Origin of the sequence: Anabaena cylindrica UHCC 0172, assembly GCF_034931625.1 — a bacterium.
GTDB classification, from domain to species: Bacteria; Cyanobacteriota; Cyanobacteriia; order Cyanobacteriales; family Nostocaceae; genus Anabaena; species Anabaena cylindrica_A.
This window is the reverse complement of the sequence record NZ_JAYGGY010000021.1, coordinates 6,059-27,228: the sequence shown is the minus strand read 5'-3', so window position 1 is coordinate 27,228 and position 21,170 is coordinate 6,059. Positions and strand designations below refer to the sequence as shown.

4 protein-coding genes are annotated in these 21,170 nt (G+C 37.7%); all 4 read right to left on the bottom strand.

Annotated elements, in window-relative coordinates; all coding sequences use genetic code 11:
• Positions 1–23: 23 nt before the first annotated feature.
• The 4 genes from VB713_RS08070 to VB713_RS08055 are packed head-to-tail and all read right to left on the bottom strand — an operon-like array spanning position 24 to position 20,998.
• Positions 24–4,226, bottom strand: a complete 4,203-nt coding sequence (locus VB713_RS08070; protein WP_323311048.1) for an amino acid adenylation domain-containing protein — start codon at positions 4,224–4,226, stop codon at positions 24–26.
• Positions 4,223–9,535, bottom strand: a complete 5,313-nt coding sequence (locus VB713_RS08065) for a type I polyketide synthase (protein WP_323311047.1) — start codon at positions 9,533–9,535, stop codon at positions 4,223–4,225. The genes VB713_RS08070 and VB713_RS08065 overlap by 4 nt, the downstream gene beginning before the upstream one ends.
• Complete coding sequence (locus tag VB713_RS08060) at positions 9,528–15,173, bottom strand: type I polyketide synthase (RefSeq protein ID WP_323311046.1); 5,646 nt, start codon at positions 15,171–15,173, stop codon at positions 9,528–9,530. Before VB713_RS08060 ends, VB713_RS08065 begins: the two co-directional genes overlap by 8 nt.
• Positions 15,173–20,998, bottom strand: coding sequence for an SDR family NAD(P)-dependent oxidoreductase (locus tag VB713_RS08055; protein ID WP_323311045.1), 5,826 nt, complete (start codon positions 20,996–20,998; stop codon positions 15,173–15,175). The genes VB713_RS08060 and VB713_RS08055 overlap by 1 nt, the downstream gene beginning before the upstream one ends.
• Positions 20,999–21,170: the final 172 nt, after the last annotated feature.

Genomic DNA, 21,170 nt, shown 5'->3' with positions numbered 1-21,170 from the left:
TATTCAGTGAATTTTGAACAGAATTATTTTCCTGCTCCCCCAGCTTTCAAGAGGCTATTTTTTAAATATTTAGCCAGTAAAGATACATGAGGTTCATGGAAAATTGTGTAGTGGTTTCCAGGAATGGTATGTACCTGAAGACCACCAGGAGCAAACTGTCTCCAACCCAAATCACCAATTGATTGATATTGTTCAGTTTGTGCTTCTGCCCTGAGTAAAACAAATGGGTTGGGATATGCTTTTGGTCTGTAGTTATACAGAGCTTGCATATTGGCTTTAAAAACTTGGAAAAGATGCTGAATTTGTGCAAGTCCAGCGTCAATTGGCACAAGATTAAGTTTTCTTGCCTGAGCAAGAATGTAGTCCAATTGTGCATCGGCATTCATGGCTTGCAATTCACTTCTTAACTCTGATAAATCAAGCTCGAAGTTACCTTCTAAATCTTGGATAAACCAGGCAGCTAAAAGTGCTTCATCCAGGACAATATTTGCATCAGGAACTTGACAATCAATAATTGCTAATAAACCTACCTGCTGACCTTGATTATGCAACTGTTGAGCCATTTCAAAAGCAACTGCACCCCCAAAAGACCATCCTCCTAATAGATAAGGACCATCAAGTTGAATAGTGCGAATAGCCTGAATGTAACAACTGGCCATTTGCTCAATGCTAGTTAATATCTCAAAATCTGGATTTAGCCCTGGTGATTGCAGTCCATAAAATGGCTGCTCAGAACCAAGTTCATCTGTCAATTCCATGTAACAGAAAACATTACCACCAACTGGATGAACACAGAAAAATGGAGTGGCATTTCCTTTAGTTTGAATCTCTACCAGTGGAGACCAAGGACGAGCAGGTTGTTGTTGGCGGAGTTGTTGTGCAAGTTCTTGAACAGTTCCTAGTTGAAAGAGTGTTGATAGTGGTAAAGATTGACCAAAGTGCTGTTGAATTCGTGTCATTAAGCGAACAGCAGAAATGGAGTTACCACCAAGATGAAAGAAGTTATCAGTCACACCAATATGATGGATGTGTAATGTTTCTTTCCATATCTGAACCAATTCTAATTCCAGAGTATCTCGTGGAGCGACAAAACGATCGCTGCTATCGCTAATATTATCTTCGGGTTTTGGTAAAGCCTTACGGTCAAGTTTACCATTGGCGGTGATTGGTAAAGCTTCCAGAACAACAAAAGCGGCAGGAATCATATACTCTGGCAGCTTTTCTTGCAGAAATTCTCGCAGTTTTTGATGATTGAGAACTCGTCCAGGTTCAGGAACTACATAAGCGACTAATTGCTGATCTCCCTGTGCATCATTGACTGCTGTCACCACCAGTGCTTGTATGTCTGCGTGTTGAGTCAAAGCCGCTTCTATCTGACCTAACTCGATGCGATAACCCCGGATTTTGACTTGAAAATCTTCCCTTCCTAAGAACTCAATATTACCGTCAGTTAGGTAACGTCCTAAGTCTCCTGTGCGATAAAGACGCTCTTTTGTTTGCGGATGCTCAATAAAGCTGGTAGCAGTTTTGATTTCATCACGCCAGTATCCTAAAGCTAAACCAATACCGCCAATGTATAATTGTCCCGTTACCCAAGTCGGACAGGGTTTGAGTGATTCATCTAATACATGAAAAGTTTGATTACTCAAAGGAAGACCGTAGGGAATGCTATTCCAGTCTGGTTCTACTGTGTCAATCGGGTAAGAAATAGACCAGATTGATGCTTCTGTTGCACCTCCCAAACTGATAACACTAACTTCTGGCAATAGAGACTTGATTTGCTCTGGTAGTTTGAGAGGAATCCAATCACCGCTTAATAAAATTAGTCTGAGAGTTGGTGGTAACTTATCAGATCGTCCAGCAGTATATTCAGCCAGCAACTTCATCAGTGGAGGAGCAGAATTCCAGATGGTGACTTGCTCTCGTGTCATCACTTCTAACCAATGAGCCGGATCTCTGGTAAACTCCTTATCTGGGAGAGCGATCGCACCACCCGCAGCTAAAGTACCGAAGATATCGTACACAGAAAGGTCAAAACTCAAGGATGAGATAGCAAAGACTCTTTCCCCTGGTTTAACAGCAAATCGGCGATTGATATCCAAAATAGTGTTAACAGCACCCCGATGATCAATCATTACTCCTTTGGGTCTGCCTGTTGATCCAGAGGTGTAAATTACATAGGCTAAATCTAAAGAAGTTTGTAAAGTTGATAAAGCTAAATCTGTATTCGGCAAATACTCATTTTGAGTAAATTGATCAACACAGAGAACCTTTAATTTTTCTGGACAAGTCAACTTTTCATCTAGCCAAGATTGAGTCAAAATGATTTCAATATCAGCATTTTCTAAGATGTACCAAAGATTATCTTTTGGTAATGCTGGATCAATGGGTAAATAAGCTGCCCCAGATTTTAAAATTCCTAGCACTGCTACTATTTGTTCCCATCCTTTTTCCATGACTACTGCCACAAGCTTGTTGACCTTTGCTCCTGCTGGCAGTAACCATTGGCCAATTTGATGGGAATATTGATCGAGTTCTTGATAAGTTAATGTCCGGTGAGGAGAAATAACTGCTGGTTGCTGTGGACGTTGAGCAACTTGTTCAATAAATAAACCGTGCAGAGTTTTTTCAGAAATGTCTGTAGCAGTGTCATTAACTAGGGTTTTTTGTTGCAGATGCTCAGGAGGGATTAATTGCAGATCATTCCTTTCCCAAGCAGTTATATCTGCTGCTAATTTTTCCAGGAATTGATAATAGGTATTAAACATATCCTCCATCATTCCTGGGGGAAAAACTTCATCAACTGCATCCCAATTTAAGACTAAAGCCCCTTGATCTTCCAGCACTTGATGATCTAATAAAACGAAGGGTGTTTGAATCCCACTTTGCTTTAAAGTCCAAAATTCACTAGCTGCATTATGATCACTATCTTGACTGCGGGAATCTAATCCTAATGCACTTGCAAAAGTAACTGGCATTGTGGCTTTAGAACTCCCTCCTTGGAGGCGATTAAGTTCGCCTAAGACTTCCACACCACTAATAGCACTGTGTTCTAAATCTTCCCATAATTGTTTTTGCACAGCGCGGGCAAAAGTGGCAAAGTTATGATGTTGAGAACCATCTACTTCTAGTAAAACTGTAGAACTAAAATTCCCCAATACTTTGTAAACTTCTGGGTGTAATGGCAGACGATTGAAGTAGAGGATATTAATAGTAAATTGGGGATTTTTATTCCAAGCTTTGAGGATAGCAGCATAGGCAGCACAAATAGTAGAAGCAGGTTTTAAACCGAAATTACTAGCCATTTGTTTGAAATTTTGCCATTTTTCAGGTGCTAAACGCCAACTCCAACGCCGGAAGCGGGAGAAGTCTAAATTACTAGGTTGTTTAGCTAATGGTAATTCCGGGGCTGGTGGGAGACTATTTAAACGATGCCACCAATATTCGCGGGCTTGTTGGTAATTTTTAGAGTTTTTATTGTGAGCGATCGCTACGTTATAACTGCGGTAAGAAATTTCTAAAGGTAGCAGAATATTTTGTTGATAAAACTGCGCCAGTTCTTGAAATAAAATCCCACTACTGAGAGCATCGCTAATGAGAAGACTAATATTAAAGTGGAGTAAATATTTTTGATCTTCTAGACGATGTACACAGATTTCAAACAACGGCCATGTATCTATAGAAGGACCATGATGAGCAACTTGTTGACGGACTTTTTCTATTTGGGTATTAACAAATTCTGCATCTTGACCACGCAAATCAACAACTTCAATTGTGTAGTCAGGAGTTTCTTTGAGAATTTGTTGTTGTCCATCTGGTCTAATAATTACTCTCAAAGCTTCATGGCGTTGAATTAATGCTTTGAGAGCCTGATTCATTTGCTGCACATCTAATGTAGATAATTCCAGTTCCACAAAATAGTGAGCGCGGACATTTCCTAATTCAAAAAACTGACCACAACCAATAGCATAAGCTTGTTGCAAATCCGTTAAAGGAAAAGGTTCATATTGCTGTTGAAAATCAGTAGTTAACTGGTTTAAAGATATCTCTTCCTTGGCAGAAACTGTAGTTAATAAAGCCAGAATTTCTGCTTTGTTTTCAGCTAATTTTGTGCGTAAATCCTCAGTCATTACTCCTTTAGGAGCGCGATAACGTAAGCGGTCATCCTCAACCCACAATTCCACACCTTTTTGTGAAAGATCCGTTAATAATTGTGTTGTGGTCATAGTTCACCATCCTCCCAATCTTCAGTAGCAATGTTTTCTGATGGCTTTTGGTTAGCCTCTGGATTTATTTCTTGGATAAATGTAATGTTAAATTTGGCTAAAATTTGAGTAGCAAGTTCAGTGATACTAGGTCCTTCCAAAAGTTCTGCCATCCGGAAATTGATTCCTATTTCTGCTTCAATCCAATTCTTGAGTTCAATAGCAATTAATGAATCAAGATTTACATGATTGAGAGATTTATAGATATCTAATTTCTCTGTCGGCAATCTCAAAGCATAGGCAATATATTCCCTTAACCAAGTTGTTAAAAGTGGTTCACGCTCACTCAATTCTGTAGTTAGAAGTTGGGAACGTTTTTTTGTAGAAAGATCAGGTAATTTTTGCTGTTTGAGTGATATCTGAGCAGCTTCAGACATCAAATTTTGTAATAACGGTAATTCAGCTAAAGCAGGAGTAGTTTGCTTTAATATTGGCCAATTCGCTGGCAGGACACCTACTTGTACAGATGATTTATTGTGTAGAAGTCGAGCCAAAGCTGTTAATCCTTGAGAGGGAGAAATACTACCAAAACCGCTATTAGCAAACTTATCATTTTCATTCACCTGACTAGCTGCTAAACCCACCTCAGACCAAGCACCCCAATTGATACTTAAACCAGTTAAACTTTGACTTTGACGATAATCAGCTAAAGCATCTAAAAAGGCATTGGCAGCAGAATAATTACCTTGTCCTGGTGAACCAATTAAAGAAGCCGCAGAGGAGAAAAGAGCGAAGAATTCTAGGGGACGATGTAGGGTGTGAATATGTAAATTCCAAGCGCCTAAAATTTTCGGAGCTATTATTTTTTGAAAGCGTTTTTGATTCAATTGTAATAAAATCCCATCATCAAGCACGGCTGCGGCGTGCATAATTCCTTGAATGGGAGGCATTGATTTCTCAATAGTATCTAAAGCATCAGCAACTTGTTGACTTTGGGAAACATCCGCCGTTACAACCTGCACAACCGCCCCCATTTTTTCCATTTGGGCAATTGTTTTTTGAGCTTTTTCTGAAGGTGTACTTCTACCCATCAGAGCTAAATGACGAGCGCCTTGTGCTACCATCCACTCAGCAATAACTAAACCTAATCCTCCCATTCCTCCAGTGATTAAGTAAGTAGCATCAGTAGTAAATAAAGATGTGGCTATGTTATCTTGATTTGACCTTACTAATCTAGCAACATAGCGTGTTTGTTCTCTCCATGCAATTTGATTTTCATTGCCACTGTATTTTATTTCTTGTACTAGGTTGGGTAACTGTTCAAGAAGATGCTCAGAACTCAAATCAACCAAAGTACAACGAACTTCTGGATGTTCCAAAATAATAACTTTACCTAATCCCCAAAGAGTAGATTGCAACAGAGAAACACTATTATTTTTGTAGTGATTAATTGCTTGAATTCCTTGGGTTACTATCCATAACCTTGGTAAATCTATTGCACCAGTTTTCACCAAAACCTGAGTTAAATACAGTGCGGCACAACTCAATAATTCTGGATTTTCTGGTAGAGTTCTTGTTCCCTGAATTTGGAAACTATTCCATCCCCAACAGTAAATTATACCTTTACATGGTGTTTCTTTCTTTTGAATATATTGATGTAAAATCTCTTGAAAATCAGCAAAATCAGTTGGATTGATTTGAATAGATTCAACAGGGAGAGGTGATTTTATTTCTTCTGGGAATACAAGAGTGGAAGTATCACCATTTTCACCCAATAAACTAGCTAATCTTTGCCCAACTTCAGGACTATCTACAAAAATTAACCAGTGTCCCTGTTGCTCAATTATTGATAGATTTTGATTAATTGGTTGGGGTTGCCATTGAATTTTATAAAACCAATCTTCAATATCAAATTGAGCAGTTTTTTGGATAGTTGAATCTAATCGCTGTCCTCTAAATCCGATAATTTCAACAATTACTTCTCCTTGCTCATTCAGCAAAAAGATATCACCTTCTAAACTTTGTCTGTCTTCAGCTTGAGGTTTAAGTAGTAAATGACTCCAAAGCTTTTGATTTACCTGACCATAAATTGTTAATCTTTCTAAGCCAACAGGTAAATAAGTTATCTTTTCTTCCTGTTGATTATTTGGTAATTTTGCTGCTCCAAAAGTTTGAAATGCTGAATCTAAAATAACAGGATGAATCTGATAATAATCATCGGCTGTTTGGAGATTTTCTGGTAACTGAATTTTTGCTAATACTTCCTGTTCCTGTCTCCAAATTTGTTGTACTCCTTGAAAACAAGTTCCATATTCTAACCCGTAGCTGGCCATAGTCGCATAGTGGGTTGCTGCGGAGAGATTTTCCTGACAACGATTTTGGATAACATCAAGTTCTACTTTTTGGAAATTAACTGCATTAATATCAGTTTGTCCTAAAGAAATATTACCCGTTGCATGGAGAATCCAAGTTGTTTTAGGTAAAGCTTTTGTGCTACGACTGAAGATTTTAAAACTAGCTTCTGTTTCAGAAGTATCTAGCAGAATTTGGACAGTTTGTGAGTTTTCCGAACTTAGAAACAATGGCTTTTGAAAAGAGACATTTTTAACCGTATGATTTTTAGCACCAAATACTTCTTTAGTGGCAGATAAAGCCATTTCTATATAAGCTGCACCGGGTAAAATTATTCTGCCTTGGATTTGATGATCTTTTAGGTAAGGAAGAGATTGAATATTTATTTCAACTTCCCACAGATATTGTCCTGGTAAATGGGCAATGTCTCCTAAAAGATAACCTAAAAATGGATGATTGGTTGGAGAATTACGCTGATTTACTGACAGGCATTTAACTGATTTATGGTCATGTTCTGGAATATCTAACCAGTGCCTTTCTCGCTGCCAAGGATATGTGGGTAATAATATATGGCGAGAATTAAAGTTATAAACTTTGTCCCAGGCAATTTGACAACCAAGGGTGTAGAGTTTTCCTAAATTTTCTAAAAGTTGAGTACGAATATTAGCTTGGTTTGGGTTTGATAAACTGATGATTTTTAACTTTTGAGCAAATTCTTCGGTTAAAACTGGTTCTGAATTAATCTCAATTAAAGTGTTGCAACCGTTAGCAATTAAGCAATTAACTATGTCGGTCAAAGATGAAGAATTAGCACTGATTCCTCCCCAATTTAAAGGTTTTATTCCTTGTCCATTTCCTAAGTTTCCTGTAATGCGAGAATAGATAGGAATTGTTGCTATTTGGGTAGAGAGTGCTGAATCAAAAGTTTTTTCTTTTTGATGTGCAATCTGGATAAAAAGTAACTGGATAGCAGATTCTAAATCTAGAACTTCAGCGATATAAGCCGCAGCTATTTCTCCTAGTCCTTCACCTGCAATCATATCTGGTTTAATTCCCCATGCTATCCACAGTTTTGCAAGAGCGATTTGCAGAGTTACTATGATTGCTTTGGCTATGGGAGACTGATTTAACTGCGATGAAAGTTTATCTGCTTCTAACTCTGTTAATAAAGACCAACCTGCATTTTTGATAAATAAGCGATCGCACTTCTCTAATATCTCTCTAAAAACTGGTTCTTTTGCTAATAATTCTCGTCCTATTGCCCACCAGTTACTATCACTTTCACTAAAAATAAAAGCCTTTTTAACTGGTTCAGGTAATTCTAAATTTCTATTCTCTAAACAACCCTCTAGCTGATTTTGAACATCTACTAGAGAATTACTAATGATTGCTAACCGATAACGATAATGGCTACGTCGTAAACTGGCGTTGTAACAAATTTCTGCTAAGGAAAAGTTTTTTGATAATGTTAAAAATGTTTGATATTTACTTACTAAATCTCTAAGTGCATTTGGTGTTTGAGCAGATAAAGGTAGTAAATAAGTTTGAGGTAAATCAGAATTCTTTTTAGAGTTTACAGGTTCAGGGGCTGATTCAATAATCAAATGGGTATTGATTCCACTCAACCCAAAAGAACTTAATCCGGCAATTCTTCTATTTTCAATTTCTGTCCAGGGTGTTGGTGTTTGGGGAATTTGAATTTTATTTTCGGCTAAAGAAATATGAGGATTTACGGTTTGTAAATGCAAATGAGGAGGAATTTCTTGGTGTTGTAAAGCTAGTACAACTTTGATTAAACCAGCAATGCCGGCGGCTGATTCTAAATGCCCAATATTAGTTTTTACTGAACCAATGTAAAGAGGTTGATTTGCATCTCGATTTTCGCTATAAACTGCTCCTAACGATCTCACTTCAATGGGATCTCCTAGAGATGTTCCTGTCCCGTGAGCTTCAACATAACTAACTTGATGAGATTTAATTTTGGCATTTTCTAATGCTTGCTTCATTAATGTTTGTTGAGCAAGTCCATTAGGTACCGTTAATCCACTACTTGCACCATTATGATTAACTGCTGAACCACGAATTACAGCTAAAATATTGTCACCATCTGCAAGAGCATCAGAAAGGCGTTTTAAGATAATCATCCCACAGCCTTCTCCGCGAGCGTAACCATCAGCAGCAGCATCGAAAGTTTTGCAACGACCATCGGGTGCTAAAGCTCGCAGACGTGAGAGAGCGACGGTAACTTCGGGGGATAAAATCAGATTGACACCACCTGCTAAAGCAATATTACATTCTCGCGATCGCAAACTCTGACAAGCTAAATGAACGGAAACGAGGGAAGATGAGCAAGCTGTATCCATGACCATTGAAGGGCCGTGCAGTCCCAAAAGGTAGGATAACCGTCCCGCATTGAAGCTGACACCAACCCCGGAACTTGTGTAGGTATCAAAGTATGTGGGATTGCCTGTATTAATGAAGCGATAACTGTAATCGCTGTACATCACCCCTACAAACACACCTGCTTGAGTGTTTTTGAGTCGTTCAGGAATTTGACCTGCTGCTTCTAAAGCTTCCCAACTCACTTCCAACAATAGACGTTGTTGGGGGTCCATACTCATTGCTTCTCTGGGAGAAATACCAAAGAAATCTGCGTCAAATTGGTCAACTTGGGAGAGAAAGCAACCATAACGGGTATAGATTTTGCCCAGTTCACCAGGATTAGGATCGTAATAGGCATCCATATCCCAGCGATCTGTGGGTAATTCCCTGGTGGTATCTTGGCCATTGTGAAGCAGTTGCCAAAATTTCTGGGGACTATCTACATCTCCCGGAAAGCGACACCCCAGACCAATAATAGCAATTGGTTCATTCTTTTCTTGTTCCAGTTGACTGATTTTTGCTTGCATTTTATCTATAGCAAGCATGGCTTTTTTTAAAGGAGAAAGCTGTTCTATCCGTTCAGAAATATTACTCATATATATTTGCCTCCAGCATTGCTAATTTTTCAGCTAATAGAGCTTCTGCTGTATCTTCGGAAAGTTCTTCTAATTCAGATAAAACTTTTTCCTCTGCTGCATCTGGTGATGAATTATCTACATTTTCGGTGCTACTTTCTTGCCAACCTAAAATTTGTTGAGCTAAGTAATTTGCTAATGCCTCAATGGTTGGATATTCAAAAGTTAATGTAGACGGTAAAACACAATTAAAGGTTTTTTGTAACCGATTTTTTAAGTCTACAGACATCAGAGAATCCATCCCCATGTCAAACATTCCCTGTTGTAAACTTATTTCTTCTGGGGATGATAAACCTACTACTTGAGCTACTTGGCTACGGATATATTCCGCTAAAAGTTGCCAACGTTGACTCAAGGTAGCTGCTGCTAATTGTTGCACAAATTGTGCAGGTTGTACAGGTAAATTTGACTGAGTTTGTAAACCTGTAGTTTGAGCAATATTCGCTAAGAAAGTCGGCTCACTACCACTAGAAAACTGTTGTAGAAACTGTTGCCATTTAATCGGTAGTACCCCTACTTGCCCAATTTCAGATGTTAGTAAATAGGCTAAGATATCTAAACCTTGTGATGGTTGAATTTCCCCTATTCCCTGTGCTTGCCAACGTTTTTGTAACTGTTCAGATAAGGCTGTAGCCATTCCCGATTCAGCCCAAGGACCCCAATTAATACTTAAACCTGGTAATCCTTGGGATTGACGATACAATGCTAAAGCATCTAAAAAGGCATTACCAGCAGCGTAATTACTTTGAGCATAAGAACCAATCAAAGAAGCAGCAGAAGAAAATAAAACAAAGAAGTCTAATGATAGGTCTAAAGTTTGATTATGTAAGTTCCATGCTCCCAGTAATTTTGGTGCTAAGACTTGAGAAAATTGTTCCCAGTTTTGATTAGGAATAACGCCATCATTTAATACTCCGGCTGAATGTATAATACCTTGTAATGGAGGCAAAGTTTCATAAATTTTCTGTAAAACTTCAGCCACAGATTTTGGTTGAGAAATATCAGATTTGACTACAAATACCTTGACTCCTTTTTGTTCTAACAGTTGTATTTTTTCCGCAGTTTCTTCAGTTGCTCCTCTGCGAGTAGTCAGTACCAAATATTTAGCACCACAGTCTACCAGCCAATTAGCAACTTGTAAACCTAATGCACCAAGTCCACCTGTAATTAAATAAGTTCCTTCACTAGAAATCGGTAATTTTGATGGAGATGAAATTGTTTCTTCTATCGGTGCTAACCTGGCGACATATCGTTTATCTTCGCAGAAGGCAACTAAATTCTCTCTTGAGTTTTGGGTTAATTCTGACCACAATAAATTTAAATCATTAGCTGTTGATGGAGACTCTAAATCTATCAAACCACCCCAAATTTCTGGATGTTCTAAAGCAATGACTCTCCCCATTCCCCATAGAGGAGATTGTTCTAAGGATAGAGAATTAATTTGTCCAATGGCTTGAGTGTTTCTAGTAATAATCCAAAGTTTAGGGGGAGATAAAATTTCAACTTTTGCTAATGCTTGAACTAGATGCAGTACACCCGCACAATTAAGTGTTTGAATTGCTTCTATTTCCTCAGTTGTAATGTTTTTATGGAAAGTCTTTTCTCTGCCCCATAAATACACAATCCCACCCCAAGGAATATCTTCATTACTGTGAGTAATTACCTCTTGAATTAAAGTGTGAAAATCAGCAGGTACATGGGGGTTAATGAGATAATTGCCATTAGCTGTGAGTTGATATTCACTACCAGGATAGACTAATGTACAAATCTGTTGTTGTTGATGCCAGTATTCAGCTAAAGAGGTAGCAAATCCATCTGTATCAGCGAAAATTAGCCATCTCTTAGGTTGAATTAATGCGCTATTTAGTATATTATATTGCTGTTGCCAATGAGTTTTATAAAGCCATTGCTGCCAAGTTTGTACAGCATTTGTTTTTAAAGTTTCTGGGTTAACAACTTTGAGTTTTAACCCTTGAATTGTAGCTAAAGTGTGGTTGGTTTCATCAATTAATTGAATATCACCTACTAACAACTGCGATGAGGATGATTTTCGCAATTGCACATAACTTTGTAATTGATTATGACTTAATGGTAAAACTTGGATATACAGTTTCTCAATACCGATGGGAAGATAGGAAGTAGAGTGGCGATTTTCTTCAGGTAAGGTAACACTCAGCAGTTGAAAACAAGAGTCAATGATTCCTGGATGTAGGGGATATATTTCTGGGTTATTTAGGTTAGTTGGAGATTGCATAATGCTAAATGCTTCTCCCTCTGTACGCCAAATTGCATCTAACCACTGGAAGGAGTTTCCTAAATAAAGTCCCCTAGTTAATGCTCCTTGATAAACTGATTTTGAGTTAGGTTGGTAATCTGAACATCTAGCTTGAATTTCTACAGGTGAAATAGATTCTTCAATAGTGTAAATTGTTGAATTAGCTAACATTAATCTGCTAGAAGCATGAAGAATCCAAGACTTTTTATTAGCTTCATCTCTATCAAGACTAAATAATTGACAGTTAAAAATTCCTGATTCTGCTGGTGTTAAAATAATTTGAATTATCCTTTCTGTGTTTTCCGTGAGAATTAATGCTTGTAAAAATACCACATCTTCTATCACTAGCTGCTGATTGATATTAAATTTCTCAATTGCTGCTGTTAAGAACATGGCTAGATAAAAAGCCCCTGGAACAACAATGGCATTATAAACTTGATGATCTCCTAACTCAGGAAATTTCTCTAAACTCAGAGTGGTTTGAAAATGAATATCTGAAGACAGAGGAGAATAAAATTTTTGCCCAATCAGAGGATGATATGTTCTATCCACCACAGATTTTTGTAATCCCTGATTATGCCAAACTTTTTGAGATTCTTGTGGCCAAAATTTTTGTTGTTGAAAGGGATAAGTTGGTAAAGCTAGAGATTTATTGCCGTTATCAGCAGCAACATTATCCCAATTAACTTCTACACCTTTTAGATATAGTTGACTGACACTATTCAACAGGTGTTGCCAATTTGAACCACCGACATTGAGAGATGATAACCAAAGAACATCACTAGGTAAAAATCTCCGCCCCATGCCAGTTAAAATCGGTTTTGGACCTACTTCTAAAAACACTTCATATCCCTGTTGGTACAACATTTCTAGACTGGGGGCAAATTGCACAGCTTCCCGAATATGATGACACCAATATTCAGCTTGACCAATTTCTGCAAAGGATACAAATTGTCCGGTTAAGTTAGAAACAAGGCTAATTTGCGGAGGATGAAAAGTAATTTTTTGGGCAATTTGTTTAAATTCCGCCAGCATTGGTTCCATGAGTGGAGAATGGAACGCATGGGATACTTGCAATAATTGGTAAGTAATGCCTTGAGTATCTAAGGTTTTTAATATTTTCTCAATAGTTGTTGATTCACCGGAAATAACTGTATTTGTGGGTCCGTTTATAGCAGCTATAGCTACCTGATTTTGATAGTCGGTAATAATTGTTTTAACCTGTTGGGTGCTGGCAAATACAGCTGCCATTTTGCCATTTCTCGGTAGAGCTTGCATTAATTTAGCTCGGTTAAAAATCAGTTTTAAACCATCTTCTAAACTGAAAACTCCAGCTATACAAGCAGCAACATATTCTCCTACACTATGCCCCATAACTACATCTGGTTGAATCCCCCAGGATAGCCATAGTTGTGCTAAGGCATATTCAATGGCAAATAATACAGGTTGGGTGTAAGCTGTTTCATGAATTGGCGATAATTCTTCCTGTTGGTAGAGAATATCTAATAAAGAATGTTCTAAATAGGGATTGAGTAGGCGATCGCAATTTTCTAAAGTTTCTCTAAATAAGGGTTGTGTTTGGTACAATTCCCGACCCATATTCACATATTGCGAGCCTTGTCCAGTAAAGAGAAAAGCTATTTTCGGTGTTTGAGTATTGGTACAGTCCGATGTCTGCACTTGTTCTGAACTACCAGAAATAAAGGATTGCAGGTCAGTCTGCAAATCTGTGGTAGATTCTGTAATTAAGGTCAAACGATGGGAGAAATGACTACGACCACAATTGCTACTGGTACAGATATCTGCAATGGCTAGTTGAGGATGTTCCCGGAGATGCTGAACATAACGTTGAGTAAGTTGTTGTAGGGCTAGTTGAGTTTTCGCAGATATAGTAAATAGTTGCAGCGGACGCTGGTTATTAGTTGGGTTTTCCTCACGACTGGGAGCTTCTGCTAAGATCAAATGAGCATTGATACCACTCAGTCCAAAGGAACTAACACCAGCAAATCTGGTTTTGTCTTCAACATCCCATGATTTACATTCAGTAGGTATTTGAATCGAGTTACTATCCAACGTGATGTGAGGATTTAATGTCTGCAAATGCAAATGAGGAGGGATTTGTTGGTATTGCAGAGATAGCACCACCTTCATTAAAGCCGCAATACCAGCTGCTGATTCTAAATGCCCAATGTTAGTTTTAACGGAAGCTATCTGTAATGGAGCAGTTCTATTTTGAGCGTAAACTGCTTCTAATGCCTGGACTTCAATCGGATCGCCTAAAGATGTTCCCGTTCCATGAGTTTCCACATAGTCAACTTGTTCGGGTTTGATACAGGCATTTTCTAAAGCTTGCTGTAAAAGTTGTTGTTGTGCAGTCCCACTAGGAACAGTTAAACCGCTACTGGGGCCGTCATGATTGATAGCTGAACCCCGAATCAGAGCGAGAATGCGATCGCCATCTGCTAGTGCATCAGAAAGGCGTTTGAGTACCACCACACCGCAACCTTCTCCCCGTGCATAACCATCTGCTTGAGCATCAAAGGTTTTACATCTCCCATCGGGAGCTAAGGCGTGCATTCTTGAAAGTGCTATATTTGCTTCTGGAAACAGAATTAAATTCACTCCCCCTGCTAAAGCTAAATCGCATTCTTGCAAACGCAAACTTTGACAAGCTAAATGAACTGTCACCAAGGAAGAAGAACAGGCCGTATCAACTACCATTGAAGGTCCCTGCAAACCGAGAAAATAAGATAATCTTCCTGATAAAAAACTAGAACCGTTACCCGTACCGTAATAAGCATTTAAATAATCAGCATTTCCCAAAGCAGTCAAACGTCGGGAGTAATCAGTGTGCATGACTCCCATATAGACACCTGTCTGGGTATGACGCAATTTATGGGGTGGTTGACCAGCATTTTCTAATGCTTCCCAACTAACTTCTAGTAATAACCTTTGTTGTGGATCAAGGGTGACAGCTTCCCGTGGTGTAATACTAAAAAATTGAGCATCAAATTTATCTACCTCTGACAAAAAATAACCTTGTCGGGTATACATTTTTCCTTCTGCATTTGGGTCTGCATTGTAATAAGCATCTATATCCCAACGTTCAGCAGGAATATCTGTAGCCGTGTCAATTCCATTGCGAAGAATTTGCCAGAATGCTTCTGAATTGTTTGCTCCTCCAGGAAATCGGCATCCCATCCCGACAATAGCTATTGGTTCGGTTTTAGCATACTTCTGCGCTTCCAACTTGCTACGCATTTCTTTTAATGCCAGAAGTGCCTGTTTTAGCTGAGGAAGTTGATTATTGGTATTGTCGCTCATTACCGTGCCTCCTTCATTAATTCGGAAATTGCTGCCATTTCTGCTGCTAAAAGATCATTGATTTCTTGTTCTGAAAACTGCTCTAAATCTGTGATTTCTTGTTGTGGTTGTTGGTTAATAATTGGCTGTTTTTTATCTTCTATATTGGGAGTAGCAGTCCAACCCATAACTTTTTCAGCTATATATTTTGTTAAAGTCTCTACTGTGGGGTAATCAAAAAGTAATGTCGAAGGTAAATTGGTTTCTAGTTGTTTTTGCAAGCGATTCCTTAATTCAATCGCCATTAATGAATCCATACCCATGTCAAATAATCCCATTTGTAACTTTAAGGTATGAGAGCCAGGTAAACCTAGAACATTTTTAATTTCATTATTTAGGTATTCTGTAAACAAACTCATGCGACGGTCAACAGATGCGGTTTCCAGTTGTTGACGAATTTGATTTTGCTGTTTTGATTCTACATTAATCGGTTGTAAATCTGTGACTAACTCAGTAAAAAATTGTGGAATAAAACTATTACTAAAAGATTTTCCAAACTTTTGCCAATCTATCGGTAAAACCCCAATTTGAGCATCTGAACTTCGTAAAAACTGTTCTAAAATTTCTAATCCTGATTGAACAGGAATTTGCCCTATTCCTTCCTCTTGCCAACGTTGCTCACTCCGTTGATTTCTTGCTGCCATTCCTGTATCTGACCAAGCTCCCCAATTAATACTTAATCCTGGTAATCCTTGAGATTGACGATAGTGAGCCAAAGTATCTAAAAAGGCATTACTAGCAGCATAATTACTTTGACCAGCAGAACCAATTAAAGAAGCAGCAGATGAGAACAAAACAAAGAAGTCTAATGGCATTTTGGCAGTCAAAGTATGCAGATTCCAAGCACCATTAATTTTTGGATTCATAACTTTAGTAAAACGACTCCATTCTTGCTGCATAAAAACTCCATCATCCAGAATTCCTGCGGCATGAATTACACCCCGTAAAGGTGGTAATAACTGATTAATTTCTTGGAAAACTTTAGTGAGTTCTGCTAGTTTTGATACATCTGCTTGAGCAATAACAATTTTAGCATCAGATTCTTTTAATCTAACTAATCTTTCATCTGATAAACATCGACCACTACGACTCATTAATACTAAATGTTTCGCTCCTTTTTTAATCATCCAATCTGCAACTGCTAAACCCAAATCACCTAATCCACCAGTGATTAAATAAGTGGCATTTGCATCTAATTGGAAGTTATTTTCAGAACCTAATAGAGATTCATATTTAGCTAACCGAGCAACATAACGTTCTTGCTTTCGATAGGCTACATATTCATTTTTATTTATATTGGCTAATTCTGCCAAAATTGATGTAGCTTGATTCTCTAAATTCCCTGGTAATAAATCAGTAATTTGCCAATCTATTTCTGGGTGTTCATAGGATAAAGTCCGTACCATTCCCCATAATGGTGATTGAGCAATAGCAATATCATCTTGGGAAGTTACTGCCTGAGCGCCTTGGGTGATAAAATGCAATTTGTAACTTTTGAATTTGTCTTGTTTGATTAAAGTTTGAATCAGGTACAAGCTACTACAACAAACTAATTTTTGATCTGTTGGTTCTGTTGAAGATTTAGTATCTAAACTCCAGAGATGAATTATACCCAACAAAGGCAGATTATCTTCAGATATCTTTTGCCAAAGTTGCTCAAATTCATCTCTATTTTCTGGATTTAACCAGATTTTTTGTTCAGTGTTTTGATGATTTTGTTGCCCTGAATAAATTAATGTATATTGTTGTCCTTGTTGTTGTAAATGATTAGCTAAAACTTCACCTAAACCACCTTGGTCAGCAAAGATAATCCATCTACCTTGTTTTGTCAATTTGGAAGTTGTAAATTGAGTAACTAATCGCCATTTTAGCTGATACAACCAATCAACAAATTCAGGAGAATGTTGAGGTAATAGAGCATTTTGGCTGACTTGTTTAACTTTTAAATTGCCAACTTCTAGAAAAACTTGTCCGTTGTCATCAAAAAGCCAGATATCTCCTGCTAATGTCTTTGTATCTGCAACATTTTCTGACTTCAATAAACCATGAACCCAAAGTGATGTTTGTAAATCAGGAACAGAAACAAAGTTAAGATAATCAATTTTCACTGGAACATAGGCAGTTCCATCCCAAGCTTGTGCAGGTAAGGTAGCATTGAGCATTTGCAAACAAGCATCTATTAATCCCGGATGTAAGGGATATATAGTATTTGTTTCTATCCCTAAAGGAACTTGAATTTCACCAATAGCTTCTCCTGGTTGCTGCCAAATGGAATTAACCCATTGAAAACTCTGTCCTAAATAAAGTCCTCTTTGAGTAGCAGCTTCATAGAGAATTTTTTCACCTGTATTTACATCTGGACATCGGCTTTTAATTTGATTGGCTAAATCTTGATGGCTAATATTTTCACTATTATTAACTCTGAAATTTCCAGTGATATGTAATTGCCAATTCTGTTCTTGATTGTTTAAGCTAAATACCTGAAAAGATGTTTTTTGATTACCTTCAGGTTTAAGAATAAGTTGCAGAGTACAAATTTCTAATTCATCTAAACTTAATGCCTTGAGAAAAGTTAACTCTTCAATGCTACAAGCAGTTTCCCCGAACATTTCTATAGCCGCAGCTAGTACCATAGCTATATATAAAGTGGCAGGAACAACTATTACTCCATAGACTTTGTGATCCGCTAGAAAAGAAAGAGTATTTAAGCTAATTTGAGACTCAAATTGAATGATTTCTGTAAGCGGAGAATTGAGGCGACGCAAAGATGGAGAATGGAAAAATGGAGTAGATTGAGGTTGGGTCGGTAGAGATAACCAATATTGTTTTCTTTGAAAAGAATAGGTGGGTAAAATTACTTTTTGTCGGAAATAACCTTGATCAAATCCCTGCCAGTTGATATTTTGTCCCTGTAGATAAAGTTGAGTCAGACCTTCGCTTATGGTTTGCCAATCTTCAAATCCTGGTTTTAAAGATGGTAGCCAAATTTCTTTCTCTTGTTCAGATTTGCCATAATTAGGCACAATCCATAAGTTAGATTCACCAGATTTTATAACTGTTGGTAGGTCTGACACTTTATTCTGCCAGCATTGATGCCAATATTCTGGATTAAAAATTTCTGCGTCTGTAAGTTTTTGTTTAGTTAACCCTGAGATGATAGGAATACGGGGCGTAGAAATGGAAATGAATCTACTGGTGAATCTTTGCTCTAGGATGCTAAAACTGTCTTCTAAAGTCATAGTACCAGCTACACAAGCAGCTACCAATTCACCCACACCATAACCAACTACAATATCTGGTTGAATATCCCAAGATTGCCACATTTGCGCTAGGGCATATTCTATAGCAAAGGATACAAATGGCTTTCCCACAGTGGGGAGTTGTTCTAAATCTGTATAAATAATTTCTAGGAAAGATTGCCCAAAATAGGGTTCTAAAATCTGACTACATCGCTCCAGTGTTTGACGAAATTCTGGTTGACTGTTGTACAGTTGATAGCCTATTTCTGGGAACAAACTACCTCCAGAAAATACAAAGGCAATTTTGGTGTTAACAGAGTAAGAATCAGATGTGAGTTTTGATTCTAAAATAGTAGTTAATTGAGTTGGTAATTCTAGGGTAGATGTACAAATAACTGCTAATCTTTCTGAAAAGTGCGATCGCCCAGTATTTGCAGTATAACAAACATCAGCAATTGATAAATCCGAATTTTCCGTCAAATATTGCCGATATTGCTCTACAGTTTCCCCTAATGCCTGTTCAGTTTTCGCTGATAATGTGAGGATATGTACAGGACGTTCTATTTCTGGAATATCAGCTTTTGGTAAATTCTCAGGAGCTTCTTCTAACAAAATATGAGCATTTGTCCCACTTAAACCAAAGGAACTAACTCCAGCACGACGAAGTTCTGTACTTCTTACCCAAGGAGTCAGCTTTGTAGGAATTTCGAGATTACTTAACTCTAACGAAATCCTGGGATTTAGATTTTTAAAATGAAGATGAGGAGGAATTTCTTGATGGTGGAGAGCAAGAGCTACTTTAATTAATCCCGCAATCCCAGCAGATGACTCTAAATGTCCAATATTAGTTTTTACAGAACCAATTCTTAATGGTTGTTCTGGAGTCCGTCCTTGACTAAAAACTGAACTAATAGCTCTGACTTCAATCGGATCTCCTAAAGGTGTACCGGTTCCGTGCGCTTCTATATAACTGACTTGATGAGGTTCTATACCTGCATTATCCAAAGCACTCCGCAGCAGATCTTCCTGGGATAATCCATTGGGAACTGTAAAACCGCTAGTATGTCCATCGTGATTGACTGCACTACCACGAATCACTGCCCAAATTTTATCTCCATCAGCTATGGCTTGAGAAAGTCGTTTTAGTACTACAATACCGCAACCTTCTCCGCGACTATATCCATCAGCCGTAACATCAAAGGTCTTGCAGCGTCCGTCAGAGGATATTGCTTTTGCTTGAGAAAGATAAATACTACTATCTGGTGAAAGTATGAGGTTACATCCACCTGCAAGTGCTAGATCAGATTCTCCATTACGTAAGCTTTGACAAGCAAGATGGACAGTAACTAAAGATGAAGAACAAGCAGTATCAACCACCATAGCAGGGCCTTGTAAACCCAAAAAATAGGATAATCGACCTGCGGCTGCACTTAAGGTTGTACCTGTTCCGTAGTAAGCATTAAATCTAGTTGGATCACCTGTTTGTACTTGTAATTTGGCATAATCTGCATTGAGTAATCCAATAAATACCCCTGTCTGACTAGACATCAATTTTTCTGGTGCTTGTCCAGCGTGTTCTAATGCTTCCCAACCAACTTCTAAAAGAATGCGGTGTTGGGGGTCAAGATTAATAGCTTCTCGTGGAGCAATACCAAAAAATTCGGCATCAAATTGATCAATTGCATTTAAAAAGCCGCCACGACGAACATAGGTTTTACCTTCAATTTGGGGACGGCTATCATAATAATAGTCGATATCCCATCGGTTACTAGGAATATCAGATGTGGCATCTATACCATTTTTCAGTAGTTGCCAAAAAATTTCGGGGCTATTAGCTTCACCCGGAAATCTACAACCTATGCCAATGATAGCGACTGCTTCTAATTCTTGAGAATTTTCTGTGTCAGATTGTAGGAATGTCATCTTTTTGGGAGATTCTTTCCCATTATCTAGCTTGGAAATATTTGTCAATAAATAATTAGCTAGTGAGTTGATAGAAGGATAGTCAAATACTATTGAATCGGCAATATATAATAATTCTCCCAATATTTTTTGTAGCCGATTTTGTAGCTCAATCACCATTAGAGAGGTCATACCCATCTCAAAGAAACCTTGATGGATATCGAAGGAATGGTATGAAGATAGCCCTAGAATGGAAGCCACTTCATTACTAATAGTAGTGATCCAAAAATCTACCAGTTCTTTTAGGTCTAGTCCTTTTATGTTTTCTAGAAGATTATTCTGTTTGGAAATCAAAGTTTTACTATTTTGATAGCCATTTTGATCTGCGATTTTAATATTTTTAATTTCGACTAAAATATCTACTAATTCATTAATACTCCTAAGATTTTTCTCAATTAGCAGTTTTGTATATTCCTCATTGATTAACAGTTCTTTTAGTGATGAGGCAACCACTACCTCAATTACAGAACTATCACCTCCTAAGTCTTCTAAAGATTTAGATAAATCAATATTTAAATGATTGTCTATATATAAATTTAATTTGATATATTTCAAAACGATACTTAAAATCTGTTCTCGTTCCACAACTCTTCTCCTCATACATCTATGTTTGTTTATCTCTATTGACAAATAAATTTTTACTGGAATTTATGCAGCTTTGAGGAATATCCGATTTAGGTTTATTTTTATATTCCAATATATATTATGCATGGTTATAAGTAGCTACATCCTGTTTATATGTATGGGTTTTGTCCAG

Coding starts and splice junctions, on each gene's coding strand:
- VB713_RS08065 (WP_323311047.1), bottom strand. CDS start 9,535: ATGAGTAATATTTCTGAACGGATAGAACAGCTTTCTCCTTTAAAAAAA.
- VB713_RS08070 (WP_323311048.1), bottom strand. CDS start 4,226: ATGACCACAACACAATTATTAACGGATCTTTCACAAAAAGGTGTGGAA.
- VB713_RS08060 (WP_323311046.1), bottom strand. CDS start 15,173: ATGAGCGACAATACCAATAATCAACTTCCTCAGCTAAAACAGGCACTT.